Below are 18,560 nucleotides of genomic sequence, written 5' to 3'. Positions count from 1 at the left end.
GCCCGGCCCTCAGAGGTTCTTGGCCAGGTTGTACTGAGTCGTCCGGTATCCGAGCGACCCGTACAGCCGCAGGGCGGGCGTGTTGGCGGCGAACACATGCAGTCCGAGGCGTCGGGCGCCCGCGGCCAGGGTGATGTGCTCCGCCTGCTGCATCAGGGCACGCCCGTGGCCGCGGCCCCGGTACTCCTCGTCCACCTCCACGTCGTAGACGAAGCCGGTCGCCTCGCCGTCGTCACTCTCGCGCACCGACACCCACACATGGCCGGCGACCACTCCCCCGGCGACGAGGACATGGAAGTGCATGCCCTCGGTGTCCATTCCGGCCGGCAGGTTGCGGGCGTGGTCGGAGCGGGACTTGTGCCTGGCCTGCTCGACCGGAACACCCTGGTCGATCCAGGACTGTGCGTACGTGTCGACACTGGTGCGCTGCCAGGCCGCGAACTCCTCGGCCGTCATCTCCCTGGCCACGACACCGTCCGGGAGCACGGGGGCCGTCGGGCCGAGGCCCTTGAGCATGTTGCGGCTGCGCTCGGTGTACCCGAGTGCGGCCGCCAGGCGCCCGGCCCCCTCGTTGCCCTCCGGCACCGACAGGTGCACCTGGCCGCAGCCCCATCCGCGCAGCACCTCCTCGGCGGCGAGCACGGCGATGGTGCCGCGGCCCCGGCGCCGGCTCGGTTCGTCGATGGTCAGGGAGCGCAGCTCGCCGGTGGCCGTACCGAACGCGGCGTCGGTGCCGATCTCGAGGGAGCCGACGGGCCGCCCGTTGTCGCACACGTCGTACGCGCGGTTCTTCGCACCGTCGGTGCCTTGCTGGATCGGCCCGGTCGGCCGGAGGGTGGTGGTCATCGGAGATGTTCTATCCGCTGGGGCCCGGCCCGTCACCCCGATTTACGGGTCGAGGTCGTCGCCGGCCCGCTCGTCGAAGATCCGCATGGCCTTGGCGGTCGCCGGTCCGGGCCCGCCGGGCAGTTCCCGGCCGTCCACCCGGTGGACGGCCTGCACATCGCGCAGGGTCGAGGTCAGGAAGATCTCCTCGGCCCGCTCCAGGACGTCGAAGGGCAGCTCGGTCTCCTGTGCGCCCGTCCACTCCACGGCCAGCGCGCGGGTGATCCCGGCCAGGCAGCCGGAGGCGACCGGCGGGGTGTGCAGCTGACCGTCGAGGACGACGAAGACATTGGACCCGGTTCCTTCACAGAGCTGCCCGGCCGTGTTGGCGAAGAGCGCCTCCGAAGCACCGTGCTCGTGGGCACGGGCGAGGGCGACGACGTTCTCGGCGTACGAAGTGGTCTTGAGCCCGGTGAGCGCGCCGCGTTCGTTGCGCGTCCAGGGGACGGTGATCACGGCGGTGGTGTCGGGACGGCGGGCCGCCTCGCCGAGGGCGACGACCAGGCCGGGGCCGGCGTCGCCGCGGTCGGAGCCGAGCGGGGAGAGTCCTCCGGTGTAGGTGATGCGCAGCCTGCCGAGTGCCATCGGGTTGGCCTCGATGACGTCGGCGCAGGCACGGCGGACCTCGTCGACATCGGGGGCGGGGAGTCCGAGGCCGCGGGCCGAGCGGGTCAGCCGGTCGAGGTGGCGGGTGAGGGCGAAGGGCCTGCCGCCGACGGTCTTGACCGTCTCGAAGATGCCGTCCCCCACGGTGAGTCCGTGGTCGAGCACGGACACCCTGGCGTCTTCGGCGTCGCGCAGTTCGCCGTTGACCCAAATCCTCATCACGCGGTCCTTCCGGTTGCTTCGTGAGCGCCCGACGCTACAGCGAGCAGCCTGGACGCCTTGAGTTCGGTCTCGTCCCACTCGCGTTCCGGGTCCGAGCCCCAGGTGATGCCGGCTCCGGTACCGAAGCGGAGGACCGGGGCGGTGCCGGTCCGGTCGATCCAGAAGGTGCGTATGCCGACGGCGAGCGATGCGGTGCGGCGGTCGGCGTCGACCCAGCCGATGCCTCCGCAGTAGGGCCCGCGCGGCGCGGTCTCCAGCTCCTCGATGATCCGCAGGGCGCTGGACTTGGGTGCCCCGGTGACGGAGCCGGGCGGAAACGCGGCGTCGAGGAGCTCGGGCCAGCCGGCGCCCTCGGCGAGCTCGCCGCGCACGGTGGAGACGAGGTGGACCAGGCCGGGGTGCTTCTCGACCACGCAGAGGTCGGGGACGGTGACCGATCCCGTGGCGCAGACCCGGCCCAGGTCGTTGCGGACCAGGTCGACGATCATCACGTTCTCCGCGTGGTCCTTCTCCAGGAGATCGGCCTCGGTGCGGCCGGTGCCCTTGATCGGCCCCGACTCGATGGTCCGGCCGTCCCGGCTCAGGAAGAGTTCGGGGGACGCGGTGGCGATCTCCACACCGTGCCCGGGAAGCCGAATCGTTCCTGCGTACGGGGCGGGGTTGCCACGGGCGAGCAGCGCGGTCAGCGCGTCCACGTCCGCGGCACCCGGGTCGGGCAGCGGCGCGGTCATCACCCGGCAGAGGTTGGCCTGGTAGACCTCGCCCGCCGCGATGTACTCGCGGATCCGCCGTACGCCCGCGATGTACGCGGCGCGGTCCAGCGACGAGTTCCAGTCGCCGGCCGCGGGCCCGCGCCAGGCGCCCCGCACGGGTGCGGGTACCGCCCGCGTACGTACGGAGCCGAAGCGCGCGCAGACGAGTCGGCCCTCGAAATCGGCGGATACGGCCCAGAAGCCGGACGATCCGAGGGCTGTGGGATCACTGGTCACGTCCTGCAGATCGGAGGCGACGAGGCCGCCGAAGCGGGCCATTGGAGCGAGGTCGTGCACGCCGTCGAGTCTAGGGCGGCGCACGATGACCTGCGCCGGGCCGGGTGCACCTCAGCACGCTGCACAAACGCGTTTTTGTACTGGCCCGGGAATCCGCTAGAGTTCAACACGTCGCCGGGACGCGCAAGCGGACCGGGAAAGACAAGCGGACGTAGCTCAGTTGGTAGAGCGCAACCTTGCCAAGGTTGAGGTCGCCAGTTCGAACCTGGTCGTCCGCTCGCAGAAAGTGGGGGATCTTCCCGAGCCCCCACTCCTGGTGGAGTGGCCGAGAGGCGAGGCAACGGCCTGCAAAGCCGTCTACACGGGTTCAAATCCCGTCTCCACCTCCAAGGACGATTAGCTCAGCGGGAGAGCGCTTCCCTGACACGGAAGAGGTCACTGGTTCAATCCCAGTATCGTCCACTGATCCGCAAGGATCCCCCGCGCGATTAGCTCAGCGGGAGAGCGCTTCCCTGACACGGAAGAGGTCACTGGTTCAATCCCAGTATCGCGCACGCAGTACACGCAGGTTCACCCTGCGCGATTAGCTCAGCGGGAGAGCGCTTCCCTGACACGGAAGAGGTCACTGGTTCAATCCCAGTATCGCGCACCAGCAAGAGCCCCGGTCGTCCCGACGACCGGGGCTTTGTCGTTCCCGGCGTACGAGTGCCGGTACGGACGCACTGCGGGCCCGGACGGAAGGCGTCCGGGCCCGCGGTCGGGCGCCGGTCCGTTCAGGACGAGAAGAGCATGCGGCCGAAGCTCTTGTGCCGGTAGTGACCGCCGTGGTGGCCGCCGTGGTGCTGCGGGGCACCCCAGGCGGGCGCCGGGGCGGCCGGATAGGCCTGCGGGGCCGGCGGTGCGGGCGGGGCCTGCTGCGTCCACTGCGCCTCGATGCGGGTGAGGGACTCCAGCTCGCCGTAGTCGAGGAAGATTCCCCGGCAGCCGCTGCACTGCTCGATCTGTATGCCGTTGCGGTTGTACGTGTGCATCTGCGCGTGGCACTTGGGACACTGCATGGTTCGGCTCACTCCTCGCCGTCGGGTCGCCGTCGCCGGAATGCATGCCCGTCGACGGTCGGTTCAGCCTACGACGAGTGTTCGGCGCCCAACTCGGGCGGGAGGGATGCGATTCGGGCACAGGCGTCGATCATCGTCTGCTCCACTTCATCCGGATTCCGGTCTTCCGCCGCGGACTTGGCGAAGGCCAGCGCGGCGGCCTGGACGGTCAGGGCGCGGGCCGGCACATCCAGCTCCGGCCAGGGATCGCCCTCGGCCCGTACGGCGGGACCGCCCGCCGCCCGGTAGGCGTCCAGGAAGCGGAGCCAGATCTCGGGGGGCAGGATCCCGGCCGCGTACCAGGCGGCGGGGCGGGCGAGGTCCCAGGCGGGGTCCCCGAGACCGGCGTCGTCGACGTCGATGAGCAGCCAGGGTCCGTGCGGGGCCGGGTGGCGGACGAGCTGGCCGAGGTGCAGATCTCCGTGGCAGAGGAAGCGCGAACGGTGCGGGGGCGCGGCCGCTTCGTCGCGGGCCCAGGCCGGCAGGCGGTGCCAGGCTTCGAGTACGGGGGCGGTGGCCGGGTCGGCCGGCCGGGCGGCGCGCATCCGGGCGACGGCGAGCGCGGCCTTCGCGGGGCCCCGCATGGGCGGGAGCGCGAGGGAGGGCGGGGCCGGGGTCCGGTGCAGTCCGGCCAGCAGAGCGGCGGCCTCTTCCCAGGGGGCTCCGTCCGGGTCGCCGGGGTCGACGGGTCGGCCGTGCGGCCACAGCGTGACGGGGCGGTCGTGGAGGGGGGCGGACGGTGCGGCGGGGTGGGGTGCCAGCGGGGCGAGCAGGATGCCGGTGAGGTGCGGATCGTTGGCGAGGGTCAGGCGGGTGAGCAGGCCGGGGGTGTCCGTGCCGGGGGCGTGGGCCTTGGCGACGACGCCCCCGCTGCGGACCACCGTGCCGTCCGCACGGTCCGCGAGCACCGCCGGGGGCGGGCAGGCGCAGGGGTCCTCGGGGTGCGCGTGGGCGGCCCGGTGGGCGAGGGCGCCCAGCGCGCGTACGACTGCGGTGGTCACGGTCTCCCCCGGTGGCGGACAGATGCGGGTGGCCCGATGCGCGCGGGCCCGCCGATGAGCGTACGCGCCGTGCGGGGTCGCGGACGGGCAGAGCGTCACGGCGGCGCCGATGCCGTCCGGTGCGATCACCGCTGCGTTGTGAACGGCCCCGGACAGCGCGATGTCCGGTCAGCTCCCCAGCTGACCGGACAAACGCTGCCGTCCGCCGCACCCCCGTCCCCACGGGGTTGTTGGCCGGATGTCCCGGTCCGGACCGCTCTTCCGGACCCGGGGCGCCGCTCAGCGCCCCAGCATCACGCCCACGGACGACGCCTGTGTGACCACTGCGTCCCAGCCGCCGAAGACGACCACGAGCAGGGCCGCCAGAGGAAGAACCATTGCCGTCGCCACGAGTGGGTGGCGCGTACCGGACGACGGGCGGCTGCCGAACGAGGCATGACCCCTGCGTTCCGTGCGGATCATGGTCCGCGTTGCCGTGTCCGCCATGGTTCCTCTCCTGACTCGATGTGGGGCGGCGGGCGTGTGACCTCGGGGGACGAGTGCTGCACCCGCCGCTTGACCTCAACATTAGGGACGCGCGGGGCGGAGGGCGTCATGCCCGCGTACCGATTGCCGGGCCTCCCGGAGGATGAGCTCCGGTCCTTCGGCGTACTCCCCTGGGTGGAGAACGGGCGCCTGATCCCGGGGACATCCCGGAGGGGGCGCGGCGAACTTCTCGCGGCGTCGGAGTCGTTGGACGGCGTGGCCCGCCGGTGCGCGCGGCCACGGTCACCGTGACTTCACTCACCCTTCATTCCCCGGGTTCCCGGCTGTCGGCCCCGGGGCGCCGACGGGGGCCGCGCGCGTCCGTCCGGGCCGGGTCGCGCACCGACCGGCCGGCCGGCCGGTGCGCCTCCAACCACCCGTCGCCGCAACCGCCTTGGGGTCCGGGCCCGTCCGGCAGGGGATCCGCTCCGGCCGGACGCCCTGTCATCGGCCGTGCCGCGCACCGACAATCGATCGACCGGCGAGGGCGCGGCCTCTGAGCACCCCGGGCGCCGGGTACGTAAGCTGTGCCTCGTCAGGCGGACCAGGCAGCGGGGATGGGCAGACATGGCGATGATGCGGCTCCGGCGCGAGGACCCGCGTGTCGTCGGCTCGTTCAGGCTGCACCGGCGGCTCGGGGCAGGCGGCATGGGTGTCGTCTACCTGGGTTCGGACCGGCGGGGCCAGCGGGTGGCGCTGAAGGTGATCCGCCCGGATCTGGCGGAGGACCAGGAGTTCCGCTCCCGTTTCGCGCGCGAGGTGTCCGCCGCCCGGCGGATCCGTGGCGGCTGCACCGCGCGTCTGGTGGCCGCGGACCTGGAGGCGGACCGTCCGTGGTTCGCCACGCAGTACGTCCCGGGGCCCTCGCTGCACGACAAGGTGGCCGAGGAGGGGCCGCTGTCGGCGGCCGAGGTGGCCTCGATCGGGGCCGCGCTGTCCGAGGGCCTGGTGGCGGTGCACGAGGCCGGTGTCGTCCACCGCGACCTGAAGCCGTCGAACATCCTCCTCTCCCCCAAGGGCCCCCGGATCATCGACTTCGGCATCGCCTGGGCGACCGGGGCCTCCACCCTCACCCATGTCGGTACGGCGGTGGGTTCGCCGGGATTCCTCGCACCCGAGCAGGTGCGCGGCGCGGCCGTGACACCCGCCACCGATGTGTTCTCGCTCGGTGCCACGCTCGCGTACGCGGCCATGGCCGACTCGCCTTTCGGGCACGGCAGTTCCGAGGTGATGCTGTACCGCGTGGTGCACGAGGAGCCTCAGTTGCACGACGTGCACGACGCGCTCGCACCACTGGTGAGCGCCTGCCTGGCCAAGGACCCCGAGGAGCGGCCGAGCACGCTCCAACTCTCCATGCGGCTCAAGGAGATCGCAGCGCGGGAGGCGCAGGGGCTGCACGAGAGCCGGCCGCCCGTGCAGCGTTCGGCACAGGAGCTGGACCGGCCGACCGGCCGTCTCGACGGCCCGTACACCGAGCAGCAGACGCGGCGTTCGGCTCCTCCCGCGCCCCGTCAGCAGAAGCAGAAGCCACCGCAGAGCAGCAGGCCGTCCTCGTCGTCGCGGGCGGGGTCGCCCCGGACCGGTGGTTCGCGTCCTCAGCAGCAGCGGCCGCCGCGCGACACCACCCGGCCCGGCAGGCGCCCGCAGGGGACGAACGGCCGGCCGGGTACGCGGCCCGGGACCCGCACGAATTCGGCGGGGCTGCGTCCCGCCAATCCGCGGCTGCTGCGGCAGCGGCTCGTCGTCTTCGTCGTGGTGACGCTGCTGGTGGCGCTCGGCATCGCGGCGGCCCAGGGCTGCCAGGGGCCCTCGCGCGGGCTGGGCACGGATCCGGGGCGTAACGAGACCCGGCCGCAGACCCAGGTCGAGGCCCCGCCCCAGAGCCGGCAGCTCCGGTAGCCGGTCAGTTCTGCGGGCGGCCCGATGCCACCGCGTAGAACGCGACTGCCGCGGCCGCTCCCACGTTGAGCGAGTCGACGCCGTGCGCCATCGGGATGCGTACCCATTCGTCGGCGGCGACCAGGGCCCGGGTGGACAGCCCGTCGCCCTCGGCGCCCAGCATCAGCGCCACCTTGTCCATCCGGTGCGGTGCCGCCTCGTCGATGCTTCCGGCCTTCTCGTCCGGGGTCAGCGCGAGGAGCCTGAAGCCCGCTTCGCGTACGGCCTCCAGGTCCTTGGGCCAGGTGTCGAGACGGGCGTAGGGAACGGAGAAGACCGCTCCCATCGAGACCTTGACGGAGCGCCGGTAGAGCGGGTCGGCGCAGTCCGGGGAGAGCAGTACGGCGTCCATGCCGAGGGCGGCGGCGCTGCGGAAGATCGCCCCGATGTTGGTGTGGTCGTTGACGGCCTCCATGACGACCACCCGGCGGGTCGTCGTCAGCAGTTCGTCGGCCGTCGGCAGCGGCTTGCGCTGCATCGACGCGAGGGCCCCGCGGTGGACGTGGTAGCCGGTGACGCGCTCGGCGAGCTCGGGGCTGACCGCGTACACCGGGGCCGGGACCTCGTCGATGACGTCGCGCATCAGGTCGACCCACTTCGCCGAGAGCAGCATCGACCGCATCTCGTACCCGGCGTGCCTGGCGCGTCTGATCACCTTCTCGCCCTCGGCGATGAAGAGGCCCTCGGCGGGCTCCCGCCTGCGCCGGAGTTCGACGTCGGTGAGTCCGGTGTAGTCGCGCAGGCGGGGGTCGTCGGGGTCGTCGACGGTGATGAGATCAGCCACGGGTTCGATACTGCCTTGTCCGGTGTGTGGTGCCAACGGCTCGGGAGAAGATCCGTTACCGCTGGTTACTCGGTGGGGGTGCGGAGGCGTCCTGGCCGGCTACTCGGCGGGGTGCGGTGCGGCGCCCGTGCCGACGGCGACGACGTCGCCGATGACGATGACGGCCGGGGGACGTACCTCTTCGGCGGCGGCCCGTTCGGCGACGGTCGCCAGGGTCGCGTCGACGCGGCGCTGGGATGCCGTGGTGCCCTCCTGGACCAGGGCGACCGGGGTGTCCGGGGACTTGCCGTGGGCGACGAGGGCCTTCGCGATGGCGCCGATCTTGTCGACGGCCATCAGCAGCACGAGGGTGCCGCGCAGCTGCGCGAGCGCCGCCCAGTCGACCAGCGAGCGCTCGTCGTCGGGGGCGACATGACCGCTGACGACGGTGAACTCATGGGCGACGCCTCGGTGGGTGACGGGGATTCCGGCCGCGCCGGGTACCGAGATCGAGCTGGAGATGCCGGGGACGACGGTGCACGGGATGCCTTCGGCGGCGAGCGCCTGGGCCTCCTCCATGCCCCGGCCGAAGACGAACGGGTCGCCGCCCTTGAGCCGTACGACGGCCTTGCCCGCCCTGGCGTGCTCGATGAGCGCCTGGTTGATCGCCTCCTGCGCCATGAAGCGGCCGTACGGGATCTTCGCCGCGTCGATCACCTGGACGTGCGGCGGCAGTTCGTCGAGCAGGTCGCGCGGGCCGAGCCGGTCGGCGATGACCACGTCGGCCTCGGCGAGGAGGCGACGGCCGCGCACGGTGATCAGGTCGGGGTCGCCGGGACCGCCGCCGACCAGGGAGACACCGGGGGTGGGCCGGGCGCGGTGGTGCGGGGCGGCGAGCGTGCCGTCGCGCAGTCCCTCGACGATGGCGTCGCGGACGGCGGCGGAGTGGCGCGGGTCGCGGCCCTGGGCGTCGGTGGAGAGGACGGCGACGGTCACGCCCTCGCTGCGGCCGGTGGCCGGGGTCCAGGCGGTGGCCACCTCGGCGTTGTCACTGCGCACGCACCAGGTACGGGTGCGCTCGGCCTCGGCGGACGCGGCGTCGTTCGCGGCGTCGTCGTCGGAGGCGATGAGCGCGTACCAGGTGTCGGTCAGGTCCCCGTCCGCGTACCGGCGGCGCTCCCAGCGGATCTCACCGGCGTCGGCCATCGCCTCGACGGAGGGGGTCGCGGACGGTGACACGAGGGTGATGTCGGCACCGGCCGCGATGAGCGCCGGGAGGCGGCGCTGCGCGACCTGGCCGCCGCCGACGACGACGACGCGGCGCCCGCTCAGGCGCAGTCCGACGGGGTACGCGGGGTGATCGGCGTGCTCGGCCATGGCGGTGCGGACTCCTCGTGCGATGCGGGGTGCGGGCCGCTGCGACGGTGGAGCGGCTGTGACGTGCGGTTCTGCGGGGCGTGCGTCCACGATACGGGGTGCTTCGGGGCGCGGGGCGGGCCGGTGGAGCGGGCGGGGGCCGCTGCGCGGAGCTCGGCCCCTGCCCTGAACCGTGGCTCGGCCCGGACCGGGCGCCGAGGCGCCGGTCCGGGCCGAGCATGGCCGTGTACTGCTTCTCGGTGACGTACTACTTCTCGGTGACGCCCGCCGAGTCGAACGTCGCCACCTCGTGCATCGCCCGCGCCGCGCTCTGCACGATCGGGAGCGCCAGCAGCGCGCCCGTTCCTTCGCCGAGGCGGAGGTCGAGGTCGACCAGCGGGCGCAGGCCCAGCTTGTTGAGCGCGGCGACATGGCCGGGCTCGGCGCTGCGGTGGCCCGCGATGCAGGCGGCCAGGGCCTCGGGGGCGATGGCACGGGCGACCAGAGCCGCGGCTCCCGCGCTCACGCCGTCGAGGATGACGGGCGTACGGAGCGAGGCGCCGCCCAGCAGGAAGCCGGCCATCGCGGCGTGCTCCAGGCCGCCGACCGCTGCCAGGACGCCGATCGGGTCGGCCGGGTCGGGCTGGTGGAGTTCGAGGGCGCGGCGGACCACGTCCACCTTGCGGGCGTGCATCTCGTCGTTGATGCCGGTACCGCGACCGGTCACCTCGGCCGGGTCCATGCCCGTGTACACACAGATCAGCGCGGCCGACGCCGTGGTGTTGGCGATCCCCATCTCACCGGTGAGCAGGCCCTTGTTGCCTGCCGCGACCAGATCGCGGGCGGTCTCGATGCCGACCTCGATCGCCGCGAGCACCTCCTCGCGGGTGAGCGCGGGGCCGGTCGTGAAGTCGGCCGTTCCGGGGCGCACCTTGCGGGGCAGCAGGCCGGGCGTCGCGGGCAGCTCCATGGCCACGCCGACGTCGACCACGCACACCTCGGCGCCGACCTGGGCCGCGAAGGCGTTGCAGACCGCGCCGCCGCCGAGGAAGTTGGCGACCATCTGGCCGGTGACCTCCTGCGGCCAGGCCGTGACGCCCTGGGCGTGCACCCCGTGGTCGCCCGCGAAGATCGCGACGGCCGCGGGCTCCGGGATCGGCGGCGGGCACATCCGGGAGAGCCCGGACAGCTGCGCGGAGATGATCTCCAGCATGCCGAGCGCGCCGGCCGGCTTGGTCATCCGCTTCTGGCGTTCCCACGCCTCGCCGAGCGCCTTGGCGTCCAGCGGGCGGATGTTGGCGATGGTCTCCTGCAGCAGGTCGTGCGGCTCCTCGCCGGGCAGGGCGCGGCGGCCGTAGGTCTCCTCGTGGACGACCCAGGACAGCGGGCGGCGCTTGGACCAGCCCGCCTGCATCAGCTCGGGCTCCTCGGGGAACTCGTCGACGTAGCCCACACACAGGTAGGCGACGACTTCGAGGTGCTCGGGCAGGCCCAGGGCGCGGACCATTTCGCGCTCGTCGAAGAAGCTGACCCAGCCGACACCGAGTCCCTCGGCGCGCGCGGCGAGCCAGAGGTTCTCGACGGCGAGCGCGGAGGAGTACGGGGCCATCTGCGGCTGGGTGTGCCGGCCGAGGGTGTGGCGGCCGCCGCGGGTGGGATCGGCGGTGACGACGATGTTCACCGGGGTGTCGAGGATGGCCTCGATCTTCAGTTCCTTGAACTGCTTGGCCCGGCCCTTGGGCAGCGACTTCGCGTACGCGTCGCGCTGACGCTGGGCCAGTTCGTGCATGGAGCGGCGGGTCTCCGCCGAGCGGATGACGACGAAGTCCCAGGGCTGCGAGTGGCCGACGCTGGGCGCCGTGTGCGCGGCTTCGAGGACGCGGAGCAGGACCTCGTGCGGGATGGGGTCGTTGCGGAAGCCGTTGCGGATGTCGCGGCGCTCACGCATGACGCGGAGCACCGCCTCGCGCTCGGCGTCGTCGTAGCCGGGGGCCGGCGGGCCGGCGGGAGCGGCGGCCTCGTCGGACTCGGACACCTCGGGGGCCTCGGGGGCCTCGGGGGCCTCCTGCTCAGGGGTTCCAGCCTCAGCGTGCTCCTGGTTCCGGGCTTCGGGCTGTACGGATTCCACGTGCCCGGTCTCCGGGGCCTCCGCGGTCTCCGTCGTGCCGGGCTCCGCGAGAGGCGCGGCTTCCACGATGTTCGCGGTGTCCGAGGGGGCCGTGATGTCCGGGGTCTCGATGACCTCCGGACCCTGTTCGGCCTCCGGCTCGGGCGCCGTCAACACCTCGGCCTCGGGGGCGGGGACGGGCGCGGGGACCGGCTCGGAGGCTTCGGCGGGCGCGGCGTTCTCGACGGCCTCGACGGCTTCGGCGTTCACGACCGGTTCGACGGCCTCGACGGGCTCGGCGGTCGCGGCGGGCGGCTCGGCGGTCGCGGCGGCCTCGGAAGGCTCGACGACTCCTCCGGCCGTCACGTCGTCCGCGGCCTCCACGGCCGCTGCGACGTCCGGCTGAGGGGTCTGCACGGGCTCCATGGCGATAGCCACGGGCTTGGCCTCGGGCTCGGGCTCGGCCGCGGGCTCCGCCTCGACGGACTGCTCCGCCACGGGCGTCGGGGCCAGATGCGGAGTCGTCGGCACCGAGCCCTCGACGGGCACGAACTGGCCCATGGGAACGGCTTCGGCGTGCGCCCCGGCGTCGACGGGCACTTCGGCGGGCGTCTCGACCGCGGCCGGTACCGGCTCGACGATGGGAGCGACCGCGGCCGGAGCGGCCTCGGCCTCCGGCACCACGGCCGGAGCGGCCTGAACCGGCTGCGCCGCCGGCATCGGCTCGGCGACCGGCTGTGCCGCCGGTACCGACTCGGCGACCGGCTCCGGAACGACCGACTCTGCGGCCACTGGTGCGGCCTCCGGCTGCGGCGGCTGGGCCGCCCACGGGCTGCCGCCCTGCGGCAGGATCTCTCCGAGCTGCGGGCCCGGCAGCGTGGACGCGTCCTCGCCCGGCGCCTCGAAGTACTCCGGGCCGGTGGTCGGCGGACCGGCGTGCCTCGCGGGGGCCGGGGTCCTGGTCTGCGTCCGGGGCGCGCCCGCGGGTCCGCGGTCGGCGAGCGAGCGCACCACTCCGCCGGTCGGCGTCCCGCCGTAGGACGGCGAGCCGTCGGCCGCGACCGGGCCGCGGTGCAGCGGTCGGCGCACCGGCGCCTGGCCCTGGGCCGCCGGAGCGGGGGGCGGAGTGGGCGACGGAATGCGTACGCCCCTCAGGTCGACCGAACCGGAGTCGCGGCCGCCGGACTCATGAGTCCCCTGGCCGGTCTCGGGCAGCGGCTCCGCCACCGCCTGCTGAGCGGTGTACGCGTCCGGGACCTGCGTCTGGACGGACTCCTGCACCTGGACCTGGACGGGCCCCTGGGGCTGCGCGGGGGTCTCGCCGGCCGGCTGGGCATAGGGCTGTGCCACGGCCTGGGCCTGGTAGGCGCCCTGTCCGGGCAGCGGCGCCTGGGCGGCGACGCCCTCGGGGTACTGGCCCGGGGCCGGTACGGCCTGCGGGTCGCTCCAGGCGCCCTGGGGGCTCGGCATCAGGAGGAGGTCGTCGTCCTCGGAGACATGCTCGGAGGGAGCGAGGTAGGCGTAGGCACCCGGGGCGGCGACGCCCGGCTGCTCCACCATGCCTGCGTTCTCCGGCAGTCCCTCACCCGGGATCTGGCCGGTGTCACTCATGCGTACCCCTCGCCCATCGTCAGTGCTCCTTCGGCCCTTCGCCCGGGACGCCCGAACACGGCAGGCCGATGCTCGTCAACAAGAACGAGCGGGCTCGCCGCGCGGCACGAATCGGTCGCGGACATACTGCATTCTCGCGGCTGTTCGCCGCCGCGGCAGCTCATTTCGCCACGGCCCGCTGTGGACTGCGCCACGTCGCGCATCCCCCGGTTCTGCCGTACCACAACGGGGGCCAAAACGGTCCCCTTTTCCGGACATTGACGAACGAAGCGACGAACATCCAGGCGCGGTGCAACGATCGGCCAGCCTACCTCCCGCTGTACGTCGACCGGGTCACGGGGCGAGGTCCGAGCGCAGCGCCGAGAGGAGAAACACGACCGAGCGTTCGCGCTCCGACCAAGCGGCCGTGTCGAGTTCGACGGACTGGAGGAGCGAGCACCGGACGGTGTATCCGTTCCCGCCCAGGGCGGCGCCGAGCGCCTCGGCCTCGTCCCGCGTCGAGGCATGGGTCACGATGCGCTCCGGCCGCCGTTCGGTGACGGCGGTGACGACGGGGACCCCGCCGCCCCCGATCCGTACGACATCGGGTTCCGGCAGCCGTTCCAGCACATGGGGGGCCCGGCCCTCGACGACCTGGAGCTGGACCCCGAACGCCCGTGCCGCCGCGGCGGTACGGGCACAGGCGGCCGGGTCGCTGTCGACGGCCAGGACCGCCGCGCCGAAGCGGGCGGCCTCCACGGCCAGGGCCCCGCTGCCGGAACCGATGTCCCAGAGGAGGTCGCCGGTCCGGGGCCCCAGGCGGGCCAGTTGGGCGGCGCGCAGCCCCGCGGACTCGCCTTCGCCGTTCTCCCCGCCGCCCTCGGTGGCACCGCCCGGGTAGGCCTCCGCGGGCAGTGCCCAGCCGCGTACGCCGTGGGGGTGGGCGGGGTGACTGCCGGCGATCCAGGCGCCGGTGGCCTGCGGTTCGGGGCCGCCGCCGATGACGATGACCACGTTGGGATCGCGCCAGACGTGGTCGGCGGCCTTGTCGGAGGTGACGACGGTGACCTGTTCGCGGGCGGTGCCGAGTTCCTCGCAGATGACGAAGGTGCGGTGGACGCCTTCCAGGAGCAGGGCGAGCTCGGCGGGGCCCGCGCCGGGCGAGGTGAGGACGGCGACCTTGTGGTGGGCACGGCAGACGTTGACGGCGCGGCGCAGGGTGCGGGGGTGGGCGACGACGGTCCGGGCGTCCTCCCACGGCATTCCCGCGCGGGCGAACGCGGCGGCGACGGAGGACACGGCCGGGACGACCTCGACCTCCAGGCCGTGTTCGGGTGCGCGGAGGTTGCGTACGACGCCGAAGTAGCCGGGGTCCCCGTCGGCGAGGACCACGGCGCTGCCCCGGTGGCCGGCGATCCGGCGGGCGGCCAGGTCGATGGAGCCCAGGCGGATCCGTTCGGCGTTCGCCGGGACTTCGGGGAGTGCGAGGTGGTGGGCGGCTCCGGCGACGAGCGTGGCGGCCGAGAGGGCGGCGGTGGCCGCTCCGGTCAGTGGCGAGCCGTCCCAGCCGATCACGGTGACCCGATCGGCCATCTGTCGTCAGTCTCCTGGAGTCGTCGCAGGTGGGGATGTTGGTGAGGGCGGGCAGGGTGAGAGTACCCGGTCCGTGCCGGCCCGGGGTCAGGGCCCCTTCGCGGGGTCAGTTCCAGTCGTTGTAGGCGCCGTAGCCGCCCGCGTCGGCGAGCTGCTCGGCAACGCCTTCGAGGTCCTCGGGGAGCAGGCCCCAGACGATCAGGTCGGTCCGGATGTCGGTCCAGCCGCCGTCCGTGCCGTTCTCGGTCCGGGTGCGCGCTATGCGGGCGTTGCGCAGGACTCCCTCGCTGATGCAGCCGAGCTTCTGGGCGACCTGCTGGGAGGCGGTGTTGTCGGCGGCGGTGCGCAGTTCGATGCGCTCGAAGCCCTGGTCCCGGAAGAGCCACTGGGCCACCGCCAGCACGGACTCGGTGGCGTATCCCTCTCCGCGGGCCCAGGGGGCGGTGATGTAGGCGGCCTCGGTGGCGAGGGTGCGCCAGTCGGTGTTGCGGAGCCGGACCGAGCCGACGAGCCGCTGGGTGAGGAATTCGGTGACGGCGAGGACGATGCCGTCGCCGGTGGTGCGCTGGGCGGGAGCGATCCGGCGGACCCAGCGTTCGGCGTCGACCTGGGTGTAGGGGTGGGGGGCCTCGGTCCAGGCGACGACCAGCTCGTCGTTCATCATCTCGATGTACGCGGGGACGTCCGCCATGTCGAAGGGGCGCAGCACCAACCGATCCGTGCTGATGGAGATGTCCGGAAAGGTGGAAGTCATGCGCAGCTCCATGCCGAAGACCGTTAAAGGCACAGCATGCAGCATCGGCCCGATGTCGCGCATGGGCGGGTCCGTACGGCGGAGCCCCGCGCCCCCCTCGGTGGGGTGCGCGGGGCTCCTGGGACAAATGCCGTGCGGGTGTCAGGACTTGGCGGCGGTGCCGAAGGCCGGGACGACGGAGCCCTGGTAGGTGTCCTCGATGAACTTCTTGACCTCGTCGGAGTGCAGGAGCTTCACGAGCTTCTGGACGCGGGGGTCCTTTTCGTTGCCCTTCTTCACGGCGATGATGTTGGCGTAGGGGTTGCCGTCGGCCTTTTCGAGCACCAGGGAGTCCTTGGAGGGCTTGAGGTCGGCCTCGATCGCGTAGTTGCCGTTGATGACGGCGGCGTCGACGTCGTTCAGGGCGCGGGGCACGGTGGCGGCCTCCAGCTCCTTGAACTCCAGGCCCTTCTTGTCGGTGATGTCGCTCAGCTTGGCGCTGGTGCCGACGCCGGCCTTGAGGGTGATGAGGCCGTTCTCGGCGAGGAGCTGGAGGGCGCGGCCCTCGTTGGTGGTGTCGTTGGGGACGGCGACGGTCTGACCGGCCTTGATGTCCTTCAGGTCCTTGACCTTCTTGGAGTACAGGCCGAGGGGCTCCAGGTGGACGGTGCCGACCGAGACGAGGTGGGTGTTCTTCTTCTTGTTGAAGTCGTCGAGGTACGGCTGGTGCTGGAAGAAGTTGGCGTCGACCTGGCCGGTCTCGGTGGCGGTGTTCGGCAGGACGTAGTCCGTGAACTCCTTGACCTCGAGCTTGAGGCCCGCCTTCTCCGCCAGGTTCTTCTTGACGAAGTCCAGGATGTCGGCGTGCGGCGTCGGGGACGCGGCGACGACGAGCGCCTTGGAGGTGTCGGCCTTGGCACCGGTCCCGCTCCTGGCGCCCGGGTCGGACGACGTACCGCAGGCGGTGAGGCCGAGGGCGATGGCAGCGGTGGCGGCGGCAGCTGCGGTGATCTTGATGTTCTTACGCACGAAAAGTGCCTCTTTCTGGTGGTGAGGGTGGTGCGCCCGGACAAGGAGTTCGGGCTTGTGAGCGGAGAGGAGGTCTCAGGAGGTGGTGCGGCCCCGGCGGGCCAGCAGGCGGACGGCTCCGTCGCCGATCAGCTGGATCACGGTCACGATGACGATCAGCAGCGCGACGGTGATGAGCATGAACTGGTTGTCGAAGCGCTGGAATCCGTAGGTGACGGCCTTGGAGCCGAGCCCTTCGCCGCCGACCGCGCCGGCCATCGCGGAGTAGCCGATGAGCACGATGACGGTGGTGGTGACGCCCGAGATGAGCGAGGGCAGCGCCTGCGGCAGCAGGACCTTGCGGACGATCGTCGGGATGGATCCGCCCATCGACTGGACGGCCTCGACGAGCCCGTGGTCGACCTCTCGGACGGCGGTCTCGACGAGTCGGGCGAAGAACGGGATGGCGCCGACGGAGAGCGGAACGATCATCGCGGACGGGCCGATGAAGGTGCCGACGACCCAGGTGGTGAAGGGGATCAGGGCGATCAGCAGGATGATGAACGGCAGCGAGCGGCCGATGTTCACGATCACGCCGATGACCTTGTTCACCGGGGTGTTCCGGAGCAGTCCGCCCTTGTCGGTGAGGACCAGCAGGACGCCGAGCGGCAGTCCCACGAGCACGGTGACGACCGTGGACCAGAGCACCATGTAGAGGGTGTCGATGGTCCCCTGGGTGAGCAGCGGCTGCATTTCGGACCAGGTCACTTCGCCACCTCCTTGGTGAGCGGGGCAGGGGTCTGTACGGGGATGGCGGTGCCGTCGTTCTCGACGACCTCGGCCTGGAGGCCCTGCTCGCGCAGGAAGCCGATCGGGACGACGTTCTCCTCGAAGCGGCCGGGCAGCTCGATGCGCATCCGGCCGATCTGCTTGCCGCCGACGGTGTCCATCGCGGCGCCCAGGATCGAGATGTCGATGTTGTACGTGCGCGAGAGCTGGGAGATCACCGGCCGGCCGGCCGCGTCGCCGTGGAAGGTGACGTCGACGACCGTGCACTCGGGGCCGGAGGCCGTGCCACCGACGGGGAACAGCTCGTGGGCCAGTTCGGAGCCGGGGGTGGCGAGCAGTTCGCCGACGGTGCCGGACTCGACGACGCGTCCCTTCTGCATCAGCGCGGCGGAGTCGCAGATCGTCTTGACGACGTCCATCTCGTGCGTGATGAGCAGGACGGTCAGGCCGAGCTGCTGGTTGAGGTCGCGCAGCAGCTGGAGGATGGAGCGGGTGGTCTCGGGGTCGAGGGCCGAGGTCGCCTCGTCGGAGAGCAGGACCTTGGGGTCCCCGGCGAGGGCGCGGGCGATGCCGACGCGCTGCTTCTGGCCGCCGGAGAGCTGGCCGGGGTAGGCCTTGGCCTTGTCGGCGAGGCCTACCAGGTCGAGGAGTTCGAGGGCCTTGCGGGAGCGGTCCCGGCCGGGGACGCCGAGGATCTCCAGCGGGAGTTCGACGTTGTCCTGGACGGTGCGGGAGGCCAGCAGGTTGAAGTGCTGGAAGACCATGCCGATGCGGCTGCGTGCCTCGCGCAGTTCCTTGCCGGCCCGGCGGCCGCGTCCGGCGAGTGCGGTGAGGTCCTGGCCGCCCACGGTCACGGTGCCGGAGGTGGGGCGTTCCAGGAGGTTGATGCAGCGGATCAGGGAGGACTTGCCGGCGCCGCTCTGTCCGATGACGCCGTACACCTCGCCCTCGCATACGTGCAGGTCGACGCCGTCCAGGGCGGTGACCTCGCGGCCGCGCGACTGGTAGACCTTCGTGAGGCCCGAAGTGGTGATCACAGAGGGGTTTCCGTCACTGTCGAGTGCGCGGCGCGGTGGCCGCCGGGCACGGGGCATTCGTCTGATGAGACGGTCTGGACGTTTCGATCGGACGTTCCAAGCGGGGGTCTCGGCACGGCTCGGGGCGGCGGGTGGCCGGGCGGCGGTGCTGGGGCAGGCTCGTTCCGCTGGATGCGGACGGCGCGGGCTCGGTCTCGCTTCGGGGCGCGAGGCTCAGGCGTGGGCCCTCAGAAGGTGCGCATTCGACACATACAACGAGCACCGGGCGTCGTGATCGCCTCGGTCGCAAGGATGCGGTTGCTCGTCGTGGTCATGCCCCAA

Annotated in this window: 15 protein-coding genes and 5 tRNA genes; 6 read left to right on the top strand and 14 right to left on the bottom strand. The window is 72.5% G+C overall.

Annotated features, from left to right (window positions below; genetic code table 11):
• Positions 1-9: 9 nt before the first annotated feature.
• Genes OG611_RS19880 through OG611_RS19870 form a run of 3 tightly spaced genes read right to left on the bottom strand, consistent with a single transcriptional unit; the run spans position 10 to position 2,744 of the window.
• The gene (locus OG611_RS19880) at positions 10-846 is read right to left on the bottom strand and encodes a GNAT family N-acetyltransferase (RefSeq protein WP_266421852.1); all 837 of its coding nucleotides are present in this window, start codon (positions 844-846) and stop codon (positions 10-12) included.
• 42 nt (positions 847-888) lie between these two features.
• The gene (locus OG611_RS19875; RefSeq protein WP_266421850.1) at positions 889-1,710 is read right to left on the bottom strand and encodes an aminotransferase class IV; all 822 of its coding nucleotides are present in this window, start codon (positions 1,708-1,710) and stop codon (positions 889-891) included.
• Positions 1,710-2,744 (bottom strand): chorismate-binding protein, encoded by a 1,035-nt coding sequence (locus OG611_RS19870; protein WP_266426053.1) that lies wholly within the window; start codon positions 2,742-2,744, stop codon positions 1,710-1,712. The genes OG611_RS19875 and OG611_RS19870 overlap by 1 nt, the downstream gene beginning before the upstream one ends.
• Before the next feature lie 163 nt (positions 2,745-2,907).
• Here OG611_RS19870 and OG611_RS19865 point away from each other — a divergent pair.
• The 5 genes from OG611_RS19865 (at position 2,908) to OG611_RS19845 (ending at position 3,354) form a co-directional block, all read left to right on the top strand.
• A tRNA-Gly gene (locus OG611_RS19865) sits at positions 2,908-2,980 on the top strand.
• 37 nt (positions 2,981-3,017) lie between these two features.
• Positions 3,018-3,091, top strand: a tRNA-Cys gene (locus OG611_RS19860).
• A gap of 1 nt (position 3,092) precedes the next feature.
• Positions 3,093-3,164, top strand: a tRNA-Val gene (locus OG611_RS19855).
• A gap of 20 nt (positions 3,165-3,184) precedes the next feature.
• Positions 3,185-3,256: transfer RNA gene (locus tag OG611_RS19850), tRNA-Val, on the top strand.
• A 23-nt stretch (positions 3,257-3,279) separates the two neighbouring features.
• Positions 3,280-3,354: transfer RNA gene (locus tag OG611_RS19845), tRNA-Val, on the top strand.
• Positions 3,355-3,475: 121 nt separating this feature from the next.
• Here the strand turns inward: OG611_RS19845 and OG611_RS19840 are convergent.
• The 3 genes from OG611_RS19840 to OG611_RS19830 all read right to left on the bottom strand — a co-directional run bounded on the left by OG611_RS19840 (position 3,476) and on the right by OG611_RS19830 (position 5,286).
• Positions 3,476-3,760 (bottom strand): zf-TFIIB domain-containing protein, encoded by a 285-nt coding sequence (locus OG611_RS19840; RefSeq protein ID WP_266421848.1) that lies wholly within the window; start codon positions 3,758-3,760, stop codon positions 3,476-3,478.
• Positions 3,761-3,828: 68 nt separating this feature from the next.
• Positions 3,829-4,800 carry an aminoglycoside phosphotransferase family protein gene (locus OG611_RS19835; protein ID WP_266426051.1) on the bottom strand — a complete coding sequence of 324 codons (972 nt, stop codon included), beginning with the start codon at positions 4,798-4,800 and terminating at the stop codon, positions 3,829-3,831.
• 279 nt (positions 4,801-5,079) lie between these two features.
• Entirely contained in the window at positions 5,080-5,286 is a 207-nt protein-coding gene (locus OG611_RS19830; RefSeq protein WP_266421846.1) for a hypothetical protein, read from the bottom strand.
• Between the two features lie 606 nt (positions 5,287-5,892).
• Between OG611_RS19830 and OG611_RS19825 the strand changes: the two genes are divergently transcribed.
• Complete coding sequence (locus tag OG611_RS19825) at positions 5,893-7,224, top strand: serine/threonine-protein kinase (protein ID WP_266421843.1); 1,332 nt, start codon at positions 5,893-5,895, stop codon at positions 7,222-7,224.
• Between the two features lie 4 nt (positions 7,225-7,228).
• Here OG611_RS19825 and OG611_RS19820 read toward each other — a convergent pair whose 3' ends face one another.
• The 8 genes from OG611_RS19820 to OG611_RS19785 form a co-directional block, all read right to left on the bottom strand.
• Positions 7,229-8,047: an RNA methyltransferase gene (locus tag OG611_RS19820; protein WP_266421840.1), complete on the bottom strand. Its 819-nt coding sequence runs from the start codon at positions 8,045-8,047 to the stop codon at positions 7,229-7,231.
• Between the two features lie 99 nt (positions 8,048-8,146).
• Positions 8,147-9,403: a uroporphyrinogen-III C-methyltransferase gene (gene cobA / locus OG611_RS19815; protein ID WP_266421838.1), complete on the bottom strand. Its 1,257-nt coding sequence runs from the start codon at positions 9,401-9,403 to the stop codon at positions 8,147-8,149.
• Between the two features lie 247 nt (positions 9,404-9,650).
• The gene (gene cobT / locus OG611_RS19810) at positions 9,651-13,100 is read right to left on the bottom strand and encodes a nicotinate-nucleotide--dimethylbenzimidazole phosphoribosyltransferase (protein WP_266421836.1); all 3,450 of its coding nucleotides are present in this window, start codon (positions 13,098-13,100) and stop codon (positions 9,651-9,653) included.
• Between the two features lie 333 nt (positions 13,101-13,433).
• Entirely contained in the window at positions 13,434-14,672 is a 1,239-nt protein-coding gene (cbiE, locus tag OG611_RS19805; protein ID WP_266421833.1) for a precorrin-6y C5,15-methyltransferase (decarboxylating) subunit CbiE, read from the bottom strand.
• 106 nt (positions 14,673-14,778) lie between these two features.
• Entirely contained in the window at positions 14,779-15,426 is a 648-nt protein-coding gene (locus OG611_RS19800; protein WP_266421830.1) for a GNAT family N-acetyltransferase, read from the bottom strand.
• 141 nt (positions 15,427-15,567) lie between these two features.
• Complete coding sequence (locus OG611_RS19795) at positions 15,568-16,434, bottom strand: MetQ/NlpA family ABC transporter substrate-binding protein (RefSeq protein ID WP_266421828.1); 867 nt, start codon at positions 16,432-16,434, stop codon at positions 15,568-15,570.
• Between the two features lie 75 nt (positions 16,435-16,509).
• Entirely contained in the window at positions 16,510-17,181 is a 672-nt protein-coding gene (locus OG611_RS19790) for a methionine ABC transporter permease (protein WP_266421825.1), read from the bottom strand.
• Positions 17,178-18,239 (bottom strand): methionine ABC transporter ATP-binding protein, encoded by a 1,062-nt coding sequence (locus tag OG611_RS19785; protein ID WP_266421822.1) that lies wholly within the window; start codon positions 18,237-18,239, stop codon positions 17,178-17,180. Before OG611_RS19785 ends, OG611_RS19790 begins: the two co-directional genes overlap by 4 nt.
• Between the last annotated feature and the right edge of the window lie 321 nt (positions 18,240-18,560).

It is taken from the genome of Streptomyces sp. NBC_01363 (assembly GCF_026340595.1).
Taxonomy (GTDB): domain Bacteria; phylum Actinomycetota; class Actinomycetes; order Streptomycetales; family Streptomycetaceae; genus Streptomyces.
This window is presented reverse-complemented; position numbering and strand designations above follow the sequence as displayed.